This window comes from Salipiger abyssi (assembly GCF_001975705.1).
GTDB lineage: Bacteria > Pseudomonadota > Alphaproteobacteria > Rhodobacterales > Rhodobacteraceae > Salipiger > Salipiger abyssi.
Map to the genome: position 1 here is coordinate 3,755,176 of NZ_CP015093.1, position 15,688 is coordinate 3,770,863.

Here is a 15,688-nt window from a genome sequence, read left to right on the forward strand (position 1 = left end):
TTACTTGACCGAGACGGTCTCGAACTCGCCGTCGGTGATCTCGTAATAGCGATAGGTGCCCGAAGCCTCGCCGGGGCCCACCAGCTCCACATTGGTGGCGCCGACATAGTCCACGTCGCCGCCCTCGGCGAGGATTTCCAGCGCCTTGCCAAGCTCGCCGGGCAGGATCGGCTCGCCCGGCGCATTGGCCACGTCGAGAATGTTCGCCGCAACGGAGGCAGAGGAGACCTCGCCGCCCTTCATCATCGCCAGCGCGATCAGCGCCGCCGCGTCATAGCTTTCGCGGGTATAGGCGCCTTCGCTGTTGATGCCGGCCTCTTCTGCCATCGTCATGAAGGTCTCGGCGCCATCGCCCTCGGCCCAGGGCACCGAGCCAAAGCTGCCGTTCAGTGCCGAGCCCAGATCCTCCAGCAGCGCGTCGGCATACATGCCGTCGCCCAGGGCGAAGATGTCGAAGGCGCCGGTGTCGAGCGCCGACTGGATCATGCCCTTGCCGCCCTGATCGGAATAGCCCAGCACAACCAGCGCGTCACCGCCGGCCGAGGCCAGCGCGCCGATCTCGGCGGAGTAGTCGCCCTTGCCGTCCTCATGCGGGGCCGACAGCGTGACTTCGCCGCCCTCCGCCTCATAGGCCGCGATGAAGCTGTCGGCAAAGCCCTTGCCGTAGTCGTTGTTGGTATAGGTCACGGCGACGGAGCTGATGCCGCGCTCGCCCAGGATGCCGGCGAGAATCTCGCCCTGACGCGCATCCGACGGCGAGGTGCGGAAGAACAGCCCGTTGTCCTCGACGGTCGAGAGCGCCGGCGAGGTCGCCGAGGGCGAGACCATCGGCACGCCGTTCGGCACCGCGACATTCGAGAGCACGGCGCCGGTCACGCCGGAACAGTCGGCGCCCATGATCGCGACGATGCCGTCGGTGGTGATCAGGCGCTCTGCGGCGGCGGTGGCGGCGGCGGCATCGACACAGGTGCTGTCGGCGCGCACCGGGGTCAGCGTGACGCCGTCGAGGAAGTTGCCGCTGTCATTGACCTCTTTCATCGCCAGTTCGGCGCTGTCGGCCATGGCCGGCGTCAGCGATTCGATGGGGCCGGTATAGCCGAGGATGACGCCGATCTTGGCCTCCTGTGCCTGCACGGCCCCGGTTGCGAGCAGCGTTGTGGCGGCGGATGCCAGAAGCCACTTTTTCATAACAGGTTCTCCCTTGCTGGAACGCGTTGTCCTGCGCGGAGCCTATGATCGGCATCACAAAAAGAAAAGACCGCACGCGCATGGTTGCCGCTGCGGCGTGCCGACCGGCCCAGCTTGCCCCACAGGGCTCAGGCCCCATATCAGCCGGAGAGACGTGAGACAGGAGACGACGATGCGCCAGAGCCTTTTCGCCAGCCTCATCGCGCTAGCGCCCGCAGCCCCGGTGTTGGCCCAGGATATCGACAGCAGCCTCGGCGCGCTTCAGGTGGCGCCGGTGGTGCAGGGGCTGAACGATCCCTGGAGCTTTGGTTTCCTGCCCGGCGGCACCGTTCTGATCACCGAGCGCGGCGGGCGGCTGCTTGCCGCGACCCCCGAGGGGGTGAGCGCCGTCTCCGGTGTGCCGGAGGTTTACACACGCGGGCAGGGCGGCCTGCTCGACGTGCTTGTCCCGCGCGACTTCGCGCAGAGCCGCGAGATCTTTCTGAGCTATTCCAAGCGCCAGCGCGGCGGCGCCGGCACGGCGGTGCTGAAGGCGCGGCTTTCCGAGGACGGATCGCGGCTGGAAGACACCGAGACGATCTTTGAGATGGCGCCGGGCTCCAGCGGCGGACGGCATTTCGGCTCGCGGCTGGTCGAGGCGCGCGACGGCACGCTCTTTGTCACTCTCGGCGAGCGCGGCGACCGGCCGGCGGCGCAGGATCTGTCGCGGCACAACGGCTCGGTGATCCGCATTACGCGGGACGGGGCGGTGCCCTCCGACAATCCCTTTGCAGGCCAGTCCGGGGCGCAGCCGGAAATCTGGTCCTACGGTCACCGCAACCCGCAGGGCGCGGCGCTCGACGCGCAGGGACAGCTTTGGGTGGCCGAACACGGCGCCAAGGGCGGCGACGAGGTGAACCGGGTCGAGAAGGGCGCGAATTACGGCTGGCCGGTGATCTCTTACGGGCGGCACTACTCGGGCGCAAAGATCGGCGAGGGCACGGCAAAGCCGGGCATGGAGCAGCCGGTCTTTTACTGGGATCCCTCGATCGCGCCCTCCGACATGAGCTTCCTCGCGGGCGGCGCCTGGGACGGCGACCTGCTCGTGGGCTCGCTCAAGTTCGACTACATCTCGCGGCTCTCGGGCACGCCGCTGCGCGAGGTCGAGAAGCTGGAATCCGAGGCAACGTTGCGGGTGCGCGACGTGGATCAGGGGCCGGACGGGCAGATCTGGTTTCTCAGCGAGGTCAACGGCACGCTGTATCGCGCAACGCTTCCGTAAGAGAATATCTTAATTTTATCAATAAAATACGGAATATATTTCACGCGAAACATGAATCGTTAAGCGAAGGTTAAACGCGTTACCGGATCACATTCGGTTCGCCGCCTAATCCTCTGATTTCAGATCTTTTCCCGCCTGGGAGCCACGCTCCCGGTATGGCGTTGTCTGATAATGCGCGCGGTAGCATTTGGAGAAATGCGACGGGCTGGCGAAGCCGCAGGCCAGCGCCACGTTGATCACGCTCATATCGGTCTGCATCAGCAGGTTGCGCGCCTTTTGCAGCCGCAGCTCCATGTAATAGCGCTTGGGCGAGCGGGTGAGGTAGCGGCGGAACAGCCGCTCCAGTTGCCGGGTCGACATGCCCACCTCCTTGGCCAGCAGCGCCGGCGAGATCGGCTCTTCGATATTGGCCTCCATCATCTTGATGACCTGCGCCAGCTTGGGGTGGCGCACGCCGATGCGGGTGGGGGTGGAGAGCCGCTGCGTGTCCTGATCGGTGCGGATCGCCGAATAGATCAACTGATCGGCCACCGCATTGGCAACCTCTTCGCCGTGATCGTCGGCGATGAGCTTCAGCATCAGGTCGATGGAGGCGGTGCCGCCGGCGGTCGACAGCCGGTTGCCATCGACCACAAAGACCGATTTGGTCAGCGTGACCTCGGGGAATTCCTCTTCGAAACTGTCCTGGTTCTCCCAGTGGATCGTGGCGCGCTTGCCGTCGAGCAGCCCGGCCTGCGCCAATGTCCAGCTCGCGGTGCAGAGCCCGCCCATCATCAGCCCGCGCCGCGCCTCGCGCCGCAGCCAGTTCATCAGCCGCTTGGTGGTGGCACCCGCCACATTGATGCCGCCGCAGATCAGCACCACGTCGTCGCGCGTCAACTCGGGCAGATCACTGTCGAGCCGGAATTCGGTGCCGGCGGAACAGCGCATCATGCCGCCGCCATCGCCGGTCAGCAGCCAGTCATAGACCGGCGCGCCGGCCATGCGGTTGGCGATGCGCAGCGCCTCGAGTGCCGCGGCGAAACTCAGCAGGGTGAAGTCCGGCAGCAGGACAAAGACAAAACGGCGGGGAGCGGCGTGCGGGCCCCCATCGACGGCATTGCGCGGCACCGGCATTCCAGACCTCATAAGACACGAGTTTCGTCAATTGTTCCAAGGCACTCGCCCGTATTTCGCGAGAGCCTATCCGCCCACAAGGGCAGAGATGGCGGAAAGCGTCAAGAGAGGTCGTTTATTTCCTATGGTCATGCATGCGCGGGTTCTGTATATGCGCAAGACGTTTTCGCTAGCGGACATTGTCTGGGAGAGAGCCATGAGCGAGTGGAGCAAATCGAGCTGGAGAACCCTGCCGCGGATCCAGATGCCCGAGTACCAGGACGCGGCAGCGCTGACCTCTGTCGAGGCACAGCTGTCGAAATATCCGCCGCTGGTGTTTGCAGGCGAGGTGCGGCGCCTCCGCAATGAGCTGGGCAAGGCATCGCGCGGCGAGGCCTTCCTGTTGCAGGGCGGCGACTGCGCCGAGGCCTTCGAACAGTTTTCCGCAAACGCGATCCGCGACACCTTCAAGGTGATGCTGCAAATGGCGATGGTGCTGACCTATGGCGCCAAGGTGCCGGTGGTGAAGGTCGGCCGCATGGCCGGCCAGTTCGCCAAGCCGCGCTCCGCACCCACCGAGACGGTGGATGGCGTCGAGCTGCCGAGCTTCCGTGGCGATATCATCAACGAGCTGGCCTTCACCCCCGAAGGCCGCCAGCCGAACCCGCAGAAGATGTTGCAGGCCTACACCCAGGCGGCGGCGACGCTGAACCTGATCCGCGCCTTCTCGACCGGTGGCTATGCCGATGTGCATCAGGTGCATCAGTGGACGCTGGGCTTTACCGAGGGCGAAAAGGCCGCGCGCTACCGCGACATGGCCAACCGCATCTCGGACACGCTGGATTTCATGAAGGCGGCGGGTGTCGATTCCAACCGCTCGGCGGCGCTGCACCAGGTGAATTTCTACACCTCGCACGAGGCGCTGCTGCTGGAATACGAAGAGGCGCTGACCCGTGTCGACTCGACCTCCGGCAACTGGCTGGCGGGCTCGGGCCACATGATCTGGATCGGCGACCGCACCCGGCAGCCGGACGGGGCGCATGTGGAGTTCGCCCGCGGCGTGATGAACCCGATCGGCCTGAAATGCGGCCCCTCGATGACGCCCGAGGATCTCAAGGTGCTGATGGCCAAGCTGAACCCGCAGAACGATCCGGGCCGGCTGACGCTGATCTCCCGCTTCGGCGCGGGCAAGGCTGCGGAGCATCTGCCGCGCCTGATCGAGACGGTGCGCAGCGAAGGCGCCAATGTGCTCTGGGTCTGCGACCCGATGCATGGCAACACGATCAAATCGGCCTCGGGCTACAAGACCCGGCCCTTCGACGCGGTGCTGCGCGAGGTGCGCGAGTTCTTTGCGGTGCACAAGGAGCAGGGCACGATCCCCGGCGGCGTGCATTTCGAGATGACCGGCGATGATGTGACCGAATGCACCGGCGGCGTCTATGCTGTGTCCGAGGACAGTCTGAGCGACCGTTACCACACCGCCTGCGATCCGCGTCTGAACGCGTCGCAATCGCTGGAGCTGGCCTTCCTCGTCGCCGAGGAGCTGACCGCCCTGCGCGAGCGGCATCCGGCGGCGGCTGCCGCGGTCTGATCCGCGACGACTGCCCCATGAAACGGCCGCCGGATCATTCCGGCGGCCGTTTTCTTTTGCGCTCAGGCAGTGTCGAGGCGGAATTTCAGAAAGGTCTCGCCGTCATAGGCGATCTCCCCCAGCGGCGTAGCACCCAGCCTTGCCAATCCGCCGAGATGGCGCCGTGACGGCGGCAGCAGGAAGGTGACATAGGGAATGCGCGGATCGGCGCGGGCGAAATCCAGCGCCTTGCGGGTGATCCGCGCGCCGAGGCCAAAACGCTCCGGTCTCAGCACCAGCCCGTAATCCCATTCGGTGCCCTCTCTCTGGAACCCGCCCCAGCCGACATATTCGCCGCCATGCAGGATGGCCCAGTGACCGAGACCGTCGCGCATCCAATACGCTTCCTTCGCCTGCACGAAGGAGGCGCAGCTGTCGTCGGTCCATGGCGTGCGCCCCAGAAGCGGCATGTGCTCGGCGAGCCTCGGGTCGGACATATGCGCGTTGATATGCCCGGGCGCGATATCGGTGAGCCGGGCAAAGGCGATTTCGGAGCGGGACATGGTCAACCTGACGGAAAGGGCATCTTCCCCTGCCTTATAGGCTGTCACATGGACGGGTCAGCGGCGAAAATCGCCGGCTGACAGAGGTTTGATCGCTCGGTGAGAGACGCCGTGGCGTTCTCAGGCCGTCTCGACCTCGGGTGCGTCGCTGGAGGCGGCACCGAAATCCTTGGGCGAGAGCAGGGTGAGCTGATCCTCGGCCCAGTGCCGCGTGTCGCGCTTGGCCACCGAGGCGTTCAGCAGCTCCATGCGGGCGCGGCGCTCCTCCTCGGGCATGTCCAGCGCCATGTCGATGGCGAAATCCATCGCGCGGGAGGAGAACGGGTTGGTCAGAACGGCGGCGCCAAGCTCGACCGCGGCGCCGGCGAATTCCGACAGCACCAGAACGCCGTCGCCATCCTTGCGCGCGGCGACATATTCCTTGCAGACGAGGTTCATGCCGTCGGCCAGCGGCGTGATCCAAGCGACATCGGCCACCTGATACCAGGCCACCAGCTCGTCGAAGGGGATGGCGCGGGAAATCAACGCGATGGGCTGGAAGGTAAAGCTGCCGAAGCGGCCATTGATGCGACCGGCGATCTCTTCCAGCTCTTTCTGGATCGGCTCGTAAACCGTCATATTGCGGTTGGCGGGCACCGAGACATGCAGCAGCCGGACCTGTCCGCGCAGCTCGGGCCGGCGTTCCAGCAGACGCTCGAAGGCCAGGAGCTGGTCGGCGCCGCCCTTGGTGTAATCGGTGCGGCCCACCGAAAGCAGCACGCGGGTGTCGCCGATCTCGGAACGGAAGCGCGCGGCGAGCTTGTCGGTCTCCTCCGAGGCGGCGAGGCTCTTGATATACTCCACATCGACGCCCACCGGGGTCACGCCGAGCTGCACCACATGGTCCTCCACATGGATCTCGGTCGGGGTGGTGCGGTCGGAAAGCGCCGAGCCCTCCGACATCATGTCGTCCTCGACCTTGATGCGGGGCACATTGCCCACATCCCGCAGCGAGCGCACGCAGGAGACGAAATTCGACGCGTAGCGCGGAATGTGGAAGCCCACCACATCGGCGGCCAGCAGCGATTCGATGATCTCGCCGCGCCAGGGCAGCACGTTGAACATGTCGGCGGCCGGGAAGGGCGTGTGATGATAGAAGGAGATGCGCAGATCCGGGCGCATCTGGCGCAGATAACCCGGCACAAGCCAGAGATTGTAATCGTGCACCCAGACGCTGGCGCCCTGCGCGGCCTCGGAGGCGGCGGCCTCGGCAAAGGCCCAGTTGACCTCCTTGAAGGTCGGCCAGTCGACCGGATCGTAGTTATATTTTTCCTTGAACCCGTGCAGGATCGGCCAGAACGCCTCTTTCGAGGTGACGTGGTAAAAGCTCTTTACCTGCGACGCTGTCAGCGGCAGGCGCGAGACGGTGTATTTGCCAAAGGGATCGTCGATCTCGATCACCCGCTCGAAGCCGGGGTCGGAGGGATCCTCGGCCTCTTTCCAGGCCACCCAGGCGGCATTCTCGACCTTGCCGAAAAAGCTCTTCAGCGTGGGGACGATGCCGTTCGGGCTCTTGTTGGCGACATATTCGATTTTCCCGTCCACCTCGACCTCGTCGTAGGGCTGACGGTGGTAGACGATCACCAGATCGCTGGACATGGCTCACACTCCTTTCGGGAGGGGATGCAGGTTGAAGGCCTCGACCGCCTCGAGAATGCCCGCCGCGCCGATGGCCTCGGCTGTATGGACATGAGGCAGGTTCGACACCTGATCGAGAAGCTCCTGCTCGGCGCCGCCGACGGCGACCGCCTGGAGCCCGCATTGCAGCATCGACAGGTCGTTGAGCGTGTCGCCGGCGGCAAGCACGCGGCCTTCCTCGATGCCGAGATGTTTGACGAGCCGGCGCAGCGACGGGCCCTTGGAGATTCCGCGCGGCAGCACGTCGAAATAGCGGTTGTCCGAGACCAGCGGGTCGTGACCCATCTCGCGCACGATATCATGCGCGCTGTCGTCGAATGCGGTATGGTCGAGATCGTAGCTCACCCGGTATCGGAAATCGGTCGGTTGCAGGGTCAGGCCGGGATGGCCGTCGAGCGTTTCGCGCACCTTGTCGCCGGCATCGCCCCAGGTCTCGGCGATCTCTACCTCCAGCGGTTCGATGGGGTGGATCTTGCCGTCCTCGACGCGGGCGATGGTGGTGCCCACGTCGCCCACCACATATTCCGGCCAGGGCACGCCGCCATCGCAGAGCTCACCGATGAATTTCGGGTCGCGCCCGGTGACGAAGATCAGCCCGATCGTGTCGCGGTTGGCCTCGATCCAGTCATAGAGCCGGGCGCGGTCCTCTTCGGAGCCGCCCAGGAAAGTACCGTCGAGATCGGTGGCCAGCACGAAGCGGCAGCCGGCGATGTCGCGGTTATGAGGATGATCGAAGCTCATGCGGGGTCTCCCTGATGCGGGTGCAACGTAATGTCGAGCGCGCGCGGTTCGCCCTCGATGGGGCGCATCCACAGCGCCTGGAAGGTTTCGGCCAGCGGCGCGCCTTCGTGCAGGATGGCATGCACCGCCTCGCAGATCGGCATCTCGACACCGACGCGGCGCGCCAGATCGACCACCGAGACCGCGTTGACCTCGCCCTCGACCACCGTGGGTTTGCCGTCGAAACAGGATTCGCGCGGAATGCCCTGACCGAGCTGCGTGCCCAGCGACATGTTGCGCGAGGTGGTGGAGGAGCAGGTCAGCGTGAGATCGCCGGCACCGGCGAGGCCGGTCACCGTCTCGCGCTTGCCGCCGAGCGCCTCTGCCAGAGCCTTCATCTCGTCCATGCCCCGGGTAATCAGCGCCGCGCGGGTGTTCTCGGCAAAGCCGGCGCCGGTCATCATGCCGCAGGCGATGGCGATCACGTTCTTGACCGCGCCGCCGACCTCGACCCCGATCAGATCGTCCGAGACATAGGGGCGGAAGGCCTGGGTCTGCATGGTCAGCGCCAACCGCGCCGCCGGTGCGCTTTCCGGCGCAATGCGGTCGTGATGGCGGAAGGGGAAGGCCACGGTGGCCGCCGTCGGATGCCCCAGCGCGGTCTCGCGCGCAAAGGTCGGACCGGAGAGCGCGCCGACCGGATGGCCCGGCAGCTCTTCTTCGACCACATGGCTGAGCAGGAACCCAGTGCCGCGCTCGATGCCCTTACAGCAGAGCGCGATGGGGATGCCCTCGGGAAGATGCGGCTTCATCGCCCGGGTCATCTCGCGAAGCGTGTGCGACGGCGTGACCAGAAGCACCGCTTCGGCACCGTCCAGCGCAGCGGCGAGATCGGAGGTCGGATGGATCCCCGCGGGCAGATCAATACCGGGCAGGTGGTCGGGATTCTGACGGGTCTCGGCCATCGTCCTGGCGAGGCTGTCCCGTCGGCCCCAAAGCCAGGTTTCGCAACCGGCCGAGGCCGCAACTGCGGCCAGGGCGGTGCCCCAGCTCCCCATGCCGATCACGGCAATCCGAGTATAAGGTTCAGCGCGGCGGGGTGGTTGCCCGTCGTTGCGCGTGGGCGGGATGTCGACTCTCTGTCCGTCCATAACAATGTGCCTATCTGGCCCGTTTCGGGGGCCTCCGGCCAATGTGGCTCACTCCGTGTTGTGTTAGGTTGGTAACACATACACTAGGGTTTGGGTTCCAAGGAACCAAGGCGCTGCGGCAAATTTTCTGCATCCGCGAGGCCGAGACCGAAATTGCATCGTTTTTGAGCGGATATTCCCGCCCGACGCCCTGTTTTTGGTCGCGGATCATACAATTTTTACGCGAAATCAGGATTTTTTCGTGGCCGCTTTCGCACTGCTCTACAAGCTGTTGAATTAAAGCGGTTTTGTGAAAATGACTGACTCCAGAGACTTGCGCGCTGTTTCTCGCGCATCACGCCGCAGCGGCGGCTGCCGGTTTTGATTTTTCCAGGAAAGGACATACTCTCTTACGCATATGCCGCACTGCGGCGCCCGAGATCAGGCAAAAGGAGAGCCCACCGTGACCACCCCCCGACTGAAGACAAGCCAGCCCGTGCGCACTGCGATCTTCCCCGTGGCGGGGCTCGGCACGCGCTTCCTTCCGGCGACCAAGGCCACGCCCAAGGAGCTGCTGCCGGTGCTCGACCGCCCGCTGCTGCAATTCGCCATCGACGAGGCGCGGGCGGCGGGGATCGAGCGCATGATCTTTGTCTCGCACCCGTCGAAATCCGCCATCGAACGCTATGTGCATGCTGATGAAGAGCTTTCCGCCACGCTGCGCGAGAAGGGCAAGCATCAGATCGCCGACCATCTCGACGACGCGGCCATCGACCCGGAGGCCGAGCAGGCGCATTTCGTCATGCAGCCCGAGCCGCTGGGGCTGGGCCATGCGGTGCTCTGCGCGGCGGACGAGGTTCTTCCCGGGCCGGTGGCGGTGATCCTGCCGGACGATCTGATCATGGGCGAGCCGGGTTGCCTGAGCGAGATGCTGGACGCTTATGCCGAGGCCGGCGCCGGCCACATGGTGGCGACAATGGAAGTCGCGCGGGACGAGGTTTCCGCCTATGGCGTGCTCGATCCGCTCGGCGATGCCGAGGGCCAGATGGTGCGCGCCTCGGGCATGGTCGAAAAGCCGGATGCCGAGAAAGCGCCGTCTCTTCAGGCGGTTGTCGGGCGATATGTGCTCGATGCCTCGATCTTCGACGACCTGCGCAACCAGGAACCGGGGCTGGGCGGCGAGATCCAGCTCACCGATGCCATCGCCAAGGGCGTGGAACGGGTCGGGCTCTGCGGCTTCCGCTTCAGCGGGCAGCGCTTCGATTGCGGCTCGAAGGCGGGCATGCTGCGCGCGACCCTGGCCTATGCCGGCATGCACGAAGAGTTCCACCCGGTTTTGCAAACCGAAGCACCGCTTGCGATGGCGGCTGAATAACACCTCGCAAGATACTGTTCGAAAAAGAAAACCCCGGCCTAACACGCCGGGGTTCTTCATGTTTTGGATCATAATTTCTCCGTAATAAATTGATATTACGAAGAAATATACACTATAACACTAGTCGTTCGAGACGATCAGCCGAAGATGCGGGTGCTTGCGGTCGGTTTTCTTCGGCGCCGGTGTGAATGCGGCGCCCGGTTCCGAAAGCTCGGTCTCGCGGCGCGGCTTCGGCGCGGGCGCGGTGGGCACCGGCGCCACGGCGCCGCGCAGTGCCGGTTTCAGATCGACCGTATCAATGGTGAAGCGGCGCGGCGTGCGCCCGATGGGTCCGGAGGTGGTGAGCACCCCGATCATCCGGCTCATATCGCCCATATCCGAGCGCAGCGGCAGCATCAGCAGATGCCCCGCCATGGCGCCCTTGCCAAAGCCTTGCTCGGCCCGCAGCTCGATCCGCGCCGCAGCGCCCTCGGAAAACACTTGGGCGACCGCATCGGAGAGCGTTTCGCGTGCGGAAGGGGCGAAGAGCGCCGAAAGCGGCATGCCGGCGGTCTCCATCCCCATGAGATCGTTGAGATGGGTGCCGGCGACGCGCAGCTTGGCCAGGGTCGGGGCAATGCGTTCGGCCAGAAAGGCGTATTCCAGCGCGCTTTCGATGCCGCGCGGGTCGATCTGACTGCGCAGCGGCACCGCGCCGGTCTCGCCCACCAGCCCGTGCCAGTAGCTTTCCAGCAGCCGTACTGGCGCCAGCCGTTTCTGCTTTTCGCGATCGGTCATCGACACGATACCCCGTCCGTTTCCACCCGTTCCCAACATCTCGCGCGCTCCTTTACCTGTGCTGCGCGGCGCGGTCGGAGCCCCCGTTCCAACTTGCCTGCCATTCTCATCATGTTGAGTCTCAAGTTACCTCAAATGCGGTCGAATTTCGCCCCAATTGTGACCCAAAGGTTAACGCCCGGCGCGCTGCCGCCGATGCTTGCCATGCGGCAATCCAGCCTGTAGGCCCTTGAAAACCGTGGGCTTCGGGGCATCCCGCCCAGCCTTAAGACAAGGAGGCGGAAATGCGGCAATCCATGACCGGATTTGCATCGCGCAGCGGCGAAACCGAGGGGCTCCGCTGGGCCTGGGAGCTGCGCGGCGTCAATGGCAAGGGGCTGGAGCTGCGGCTGCGGCTGCCCGACTGGATCGAGGGGCTGGAGCCGCTGGTGCGCAAGGCGGCGCAGGCGCGGCTGGCGCGCGGCAATGTGCAGATCTCGCTGCGCGTCACCGGCGACAGCGACGAGGCGGCGGCGGAGCTCGACGAGGCGGCGCTGGCCCGCGTGCTCGACGCCATGGCGCGGATCGAAGGCGCCGCCGGAGGCCGGGGGCTGGTGCTGTCGCCCTCCAGCGCGGCGGAGATCGTGGCGTTGCGCGGGGTGATGGCGACGGGGCAATCCACGCGCGACATCGCCGCGCTGCGTACGGCGCTGCTGGCGGAATTCGAGACCGCGCTGAGCGAGTTCGCGGAGATGCGCGGCCGCGAGGGCGCGGCGCTGGCGCAGCTTCTCTCCGGGCAGCTCGACGAGATCGCGGCGCTGGTGGCCCAGGCCGCCGAGATTGTCGAGGCGCGGCGCGACGAGCAGGCTGACAAGCTGCGCACGGCGCTCGCCCGGGTGATGGAGAACACCGACGGCGCCGACGAGGCGCGCATCGCACAGGAACTGGCGCTGATCGCGGTGAAATCCGACATCACCGAAGAGCTCGACCGGCTGACCGCCCATATCGCCGCCGCGCGAGCGCTGCTGGCCGACACCGGCGCCGTGGGGCGCAAGCTCGACTTCCTGATGCAGGAATTCAACCGCGAGGCGAACACACTCTGCTCGAAATCCGGCTCTTCGGCATTGACGCAGGCCGGGCTGGCACTCAAGACGGTGATCGACCAGATGCGCGAACAGGTACAGAATGTGGAGTGAGCGAGCATGAACCGCCGGGGCCTGCTGATCATCCTGTCCTCGCCCTCGGGCGCGGGCAAATCGACGCTGGCGCGGCGCCTGCGGGATTGGGATCCGTCGATCATCTTTTCGGTCTCGGCGACGACCCGCGCGCCGCGACCGGGCGAGGTCGATGGCGAGGATTACCATTTCATGACCGAGGCCGCCTTCAAGAAGGCGGTGAACAACGGCGAGATGCTCGAGCATGCGCATGTCTTCGGCAATTTCTACGGCTCGCCCAAGGGGCCGGTGCGCGATGCCATCATCGGCGGCAAGGATGTGCTCTTCGATGTCGACTGGCAGGGCGCGCAGCAGATGACCAATTCCGAGCTGGCGCTGCACACGCTGTCGATCTTCCTGTTGCCGCCCTCCATCGCCGAGCTGAAACGCCGGCTGGAATCGCGCGGCCAGGACGGCGCGGAGGTCATCGACCGGCGGATGCAGAAGAGCTGGGACGAGATCTCGCACTGGGGCTCCTATGATTTCGTGCTGGTGAACGAGGATCTGGACGCGACCGAGGCACGGCTGAAGAGCATCGTGACGGCCTCGCGGCTGCGGCGCACGCAGCAGCCCGGTCTGCTTGACCATGTGCGCGGCTTGCAAACGGAATTCGAGGAGGGCGAGGAATGACGATCTATGCGCTGGACGGGGTGGCCCCCGAGATCGCGGCGGATGCCTGGGTGGCGCCGGATGCCAACCTGATCGGCAAGGTGGTGCTGGAAGAGGCCGCCTCGGTCTGGTTCGGCTGCACGCTGCGCGGCGACAACGAGGAAATCCGCGTCGGCGCCGGCAGCAACGTTCAAGAGAACGTGGTCTGCCATACCGACATGGGCTATCCGCTGCTGATCGGCGCGGGCTGTACGATCGGCCACAAGGTCATGCTGCATGGCTGCGTGATCGGAGAGAACACGCTGATCGGCATGGGCGCGACGATCCTCAACGGTGCAAAGATCGGCCGCAACTGCCTGATCGGGGCAGGGGCGCTGATCACCGAGGGCAAGGAAATCCCCGATGGCAGCCTTGTGATGGGCATGCCCGGCAAGGTGGTCCGTCAGCTTGACGAGGCCGCCATTGCCGGGTTGCGCAAATCGGCGCGGCATTATCAGGACAATGCACGCCGGTATGCAGCGGGCCTGACCGCGCTGTGACACGCGGCCGGCCCGCCCGGGCCGGTCATCAGGCCTGTTCCAGAGCGCGCTCGACGCGGTTCTGCACCACCGGCGCCAGCTGTTTGGTCAGCATGGCGGTCGGGATGTGGCGCAGCGCCGGCTTGCGGTTCGGAGCCCGCTTGCGCTCGCGCAGATAGGCCAGGATCATCTGGGCGTGTTCGCGGTTGCGCGCGACGAGTTCATAGCCGTCGATATTCCACTGCCAGTAGGCGTCTTCCGGCCAGGAAATCGTTGCCTTTTCAAGCGTGCCGCAGCTCTGGCATTCAGCCATGCCGCGGTGGTTCAGCCGATAGCCCGGCCCCGGTTCCTTGCCCTGATGGAAGGTCGGTTTCGGCGTGTCGGGCTGTTGCCAGCTAAAGTGTTCCGGGAACAGTTCTTCAACAACGACGCGTCCCCAGAGGTGCGAATTCTTCGGCAACTCTGAGTGACGGATCACACAGGTAAAACGGAACGGCTCGTGAAAATGCGCAACGTGCCCACATTTCGGACAACGAATGTCGATAGGGTCGTTCTGCATCGGAGTGATGCTCCTGTGGTTGTAGGCGCCCCCACCTAACAACCCTATGAAGCGATAAATTTCCCTTAAAAGCAATGCGAGATGAGGGTGTCTAAGGCCCTTGAGCCGAAAAGCGCAAATACAACCTCAGGTTCATCCCCATAAATGGTGAGGAGCGAAATTGCACATTTTTGACGCAGGAAACGGATTTTACGAAAAATCAATACGTTAGGCTTTTGCCTCATTTCTGCACCATTTCGGCGAAAATCCGCCGATTGGGGCGCAATCCGGGCGCGGTCTTGCAGTTTCGCTTGCAATCGATTCGGTTTTTGCTCTCTGCAACGCCTGTCGCAGCAGCATGTGGGGCCGCCATGAACCCGTCTGAGTCGTTCCTTTTTGTGGTCCGAATTGAACCGGCAAGGACATTGTAATGCAGGCGGACTCGCGCCAGTTCGTTGCGGCGATACCGCTACCGGCCGTGCTGATCCGGTGGGATGAGCGCATCGCTGCCGCCAATGCCGAAGCGCAGTCTTTCCTGGGCGACGGGCTGGAAGGGCGACATTTTATCACCGCATTGCGCCAGCCGGCTTTGCTCGACGCGATCGAAGGCACCTTTCGCGATGGCGCCCCGCGTCTCACCCGGTTTCTGACGACAGATGGGCGTCAAAATACAACCTATGAGGTATCGTGCCGCCGGTTGGATCTCGAAGGCGGGCGGGGTGTGATGCTCACCTTCCAGGATGTGACCCATCTCGAACAGGCCGGGCAGATGCGCCGCGATTTCGTCGCAAATGTCAGCCACGAGCTGCGCACACCGCTGACCGCGCTACTGGGCTTCATCGAGACCCTGAAGGGGCCGGCGCGTGACGATCCCGCGGCGCGCGACCGCTTTCTCAACATCATGGAGGCCGAGGCCGGTCGCATGGAACGGCTGGTCGGCGATCTGCTGTCGCTGAGCCGGGTCGAGGCCGAGGAGCGCGTGCGCCCGACCGATCCGGTGGATCTGCCGGGGCTGCTGCGCTCGGTGCTGAGCGGGCTGGCACCGCTGGGCGACGAGGCGGGCGTGCGGCTCGAGGCCGATCTGCCCGAGGGCGCTCTGGAGGTTCCGGGCGATGCCGACCAGCTCCGCCAGGTGATGGTGAACCTGATCGAGAACGGCGTGAAATATTCCGGGCGCGGCGCCGAAGTGCGGGTGAGCCTGTCGGCGCCCGCCTATCAGTCACGACTGCGCGGCGAGGGCGTGGTGATCACGGTCAGCGACAGCGGCCCGGGCTTCGATCCGCTGCATATTCCGCGCCTCACCGAACGCTTCTACCGCGTCGACAGCCATCGCTCGCGCGAGAAGGGCGGCACCGGGCTGGGGCTCGCCATCGTCAAGCATATCGTGAACCGCCATCGCGGCCGGCTGCGGATCGAAAGCAAGCCGGGCGAGGGGGCAAGTTTCCAGGTGGTGCTGCCGACCACCGCCTGAGCG

At 65.0% G+C, this 15,688-nt stretch carries 15 protein-coding genes; 7 read left to right on the forward strand and 8 right to left on the reverse strand.

Translation table 11 applies throughout. The features are described 5' to 3' along the window. Positions 1–1,188, reverse strand: a complete 1,188-nt coding sequence (locus tag Ga0080574_RS21850; RefSeq protein ID WP_076704571.1) for an ABC transporter substrate-binding protein — start codon at positions 1,186–1,188, stop codon at positions 1–3. A 172-nt stretch (positions 1,189–1,360) separates the two neighbouring features. On the opposite strand from Ga0080574_RS21850, the gene Ga0080574_RS21855 reads away from it, so the two are divergent. Then, complete coding sequence (locus tag Ga0080574_RS21855) at positions 1,361–2,449, forward strand: PQQ-dependent sugar dehydrogenase (protein ID WP_076704573.1); 1,089 nt, start codon at positions 1,361–1,363, stop codon at positions 2,447–2,449. 105 nt (positions 2,450–2,554) lie between these two features. On the opposite strand, the gene Ga0080574_RS21860 is transcribed toward Ga0080574_RS21855, so the two are convergent. Then, the gene (locus tag Ga0080574_RS21860) at positions 2,555–3,565 is read right to left on the reverse strand and encodes a GlxA family transcriptional regulator (RefSeq protein WP_076704575.1); all 1,011 of its coding nucleotides are present in this window, start codon (positions 3,563–3,565) and stop codon (positions 2,555–2,557) included. A 196-nt stretch (positions 3,566–3,761) separates the two neighbouring features. On the opposite strand from Ga0080574_RS21860, the gene Ga0080574_RS21865 reads away from it, so the two are divergent. Beyond that, positions 3,762–5,135 (forward strand): class II 3-deoxy-7-phosphoheptulonate synthase, encoded by a 1,374-nt coding sequence (locus Ga0080574_RS21865; RefSeq protein WP_076706096.1) that lies wholly within the window; start codon positions 3,762–3,764, stop codon positions 5,133–5,135. A gap of 62 nt (positions 5,136–5,197) precedes the next feature. Here the strand turns inward: Ga0080574_RS21865 and Ga0080574_RS21870 are convergent, their stop codons facing one another. From Ga0080574_RS21870 to Ga0080574_RS21885, 4 genes are all read right to left on the reverse strand, one after another. Continuing rightward, positions 5,198–5,677, reverse strand: a complete 480-nt coding sequence (locus tag Ga0080574_RS21870; protein ID WP_076704578.1) for a GNAT family N-acetyltransferase — start codon at positions 5,675–5,677, stop codon at positions 5,198–5,200. A 120-nt stretch (positions 5,678–5,797) separates the two neighbouring features. Then, positions 5,798–7,315: a glucosylglycerol-phosphate synthase gene (gene ggpS, locus Ga0080574_RS21875; RefSeq protein ID WP_076704580.1), complete on the reverse strand. Its 1,518-nt coding sequence runs from the start codon at positions 7,313–7,315 to the stop codon at positions 5,798–5,800. A gap of 3 nt (positions 7,316–7,318) precedes the next feature. Next, positions 7,319–8,095 (reverse strand): HAD-IIB family hydrolase, encoded by a 777-nt coding sequence (locus Ga0080574_RS21880; protein ID WP_076704582.1) that lies wholly within the window; start codon positions 8,093–8,095, stop codon positions 7,319–7,321. After that, on the reverse strand, positions 8,092–9,225 hold the full coding sequence (locus Ga0080574_RS21885) for an NAD(P)H-dependent glycerol-3-phosphate dehydrogenase (RefSeq protein ID WP_076704584.1): 1,134 nt from the start codon (positions 9,223–9,225) through the stop codon (positions 8,092–8,094). The genes Ga0080574_RS21880 and Ga0080574_RS21885 overlap by 4 nt, the downstream gene beginning before the upstream one ends. 442 nt (positions 9,226–9,667) lie before the next feature. Between Ga0080574_RS21885 and Ga0080574_RS21890 the strand changes: the two genes are divergently transcribed. Beyond that, positions 9,668–10,579, forward strand: coding sequence for a UTP--glucose-1-phosphate uridylyltransferase (locus Ga0080574_RS21890; RefSeq protein WP_076704586.1), 912 nt, complete (start codon positions 9,668–9,670; stop codon positions 10,577–10,579). A 120-nt stretch (positions 10,580–10,699) separates the two neighbouring features. Here the strand turns inward: Ga0080574_RS21890 and Ga0080574_RS21895 are convergent, their stop codons facing one another. Beyond that, entirely contained in the window at positions 10,700–11,356 is a 657-nt protein-coding gene (locus Ga0080574_RS21895) for a PAS domain-containing protein (protein ID WP_237219399.1), read from the reverse strand. A gap of 296 nt (positions 11,357–11,652) precedes the next feature. Here Ga0080574_RS21895 and Ga0080574_RS21900 point away from each other — a divergent pair, with 296 nt between their 5' ends. From Ga0080574_RS21900 to Ga0080574_RS21910, 3 genes are read left to right on the forward strand one after another with little or no spacing between them, the layout of a single operon-like run. Then, complete coding sequence (locus tag Ga0080574_RS21900; protein ID WP_237219305.1) at positions 11,653–12,531, forward strand: YicC/YloC family endoribonuclease; 879 nt, start codon at positions 11,653–11,655, stop codon at positions 12,529–12,531. Positions 12,532–12,537: 6 nt separating this feature from the next. Further along, entirely contained in the window at positions 12,538–13,179 is a 642-nt protein-coding gene (gmk, locus tag Ga0080574_RS21905; protein ID WP_076704592.1) for a guanylate kinase, read from the forward strand. After that, on the forward strand, positions 13,176–13,697 hold the full coding sequence (locus Ga0080574_RS21910) for a gamma carbonic anhydrase family protein (RefSeq protein WP_076704599.1): 522 nt from the start codon (positions 13,176–13,178) through the stop codon (positions 13,695–13,697). Before gmk ends, Ga0080574_RS21910 begins: the two co-directional genes overlap by 4 nt. Positions 13,698–13,725: 28 nt before the next feature. Here Ga0080574_RS21910 and Ga0080574_RS21915 read toward each other — a convergent pair whose 3' ends face one another. Next, complete coding sequence (locus Ga0080574_RS21915; protein WP_237219306.1) at positions 13,726–14,235, reverse strand: hypothetical protein; 510 nt, start codon at positions 14,233–14,235, stop codon at positions 13,726–13,728. Between the two features lie 409 nt (positions 14,236–14,644). Here Ga0080574_RS21915 and Ga0080574_RS21920 point away from each other — a divergent pair, with 409 nt between their 5' ends. After that, positions 14,645–15,685 (forward strand): sensor histidine kinase, encoded by a 1,041-nt coding sequence (locus Ga0080574_RS21920; protein WP_076704600.1) that lies wholly within the window; start codon positions 14,645–14,647, stop codon positions 15,683–15,685. The last annotated feature ends 3 nt before the right edge of the window (positions 15,686–15,688 follow it).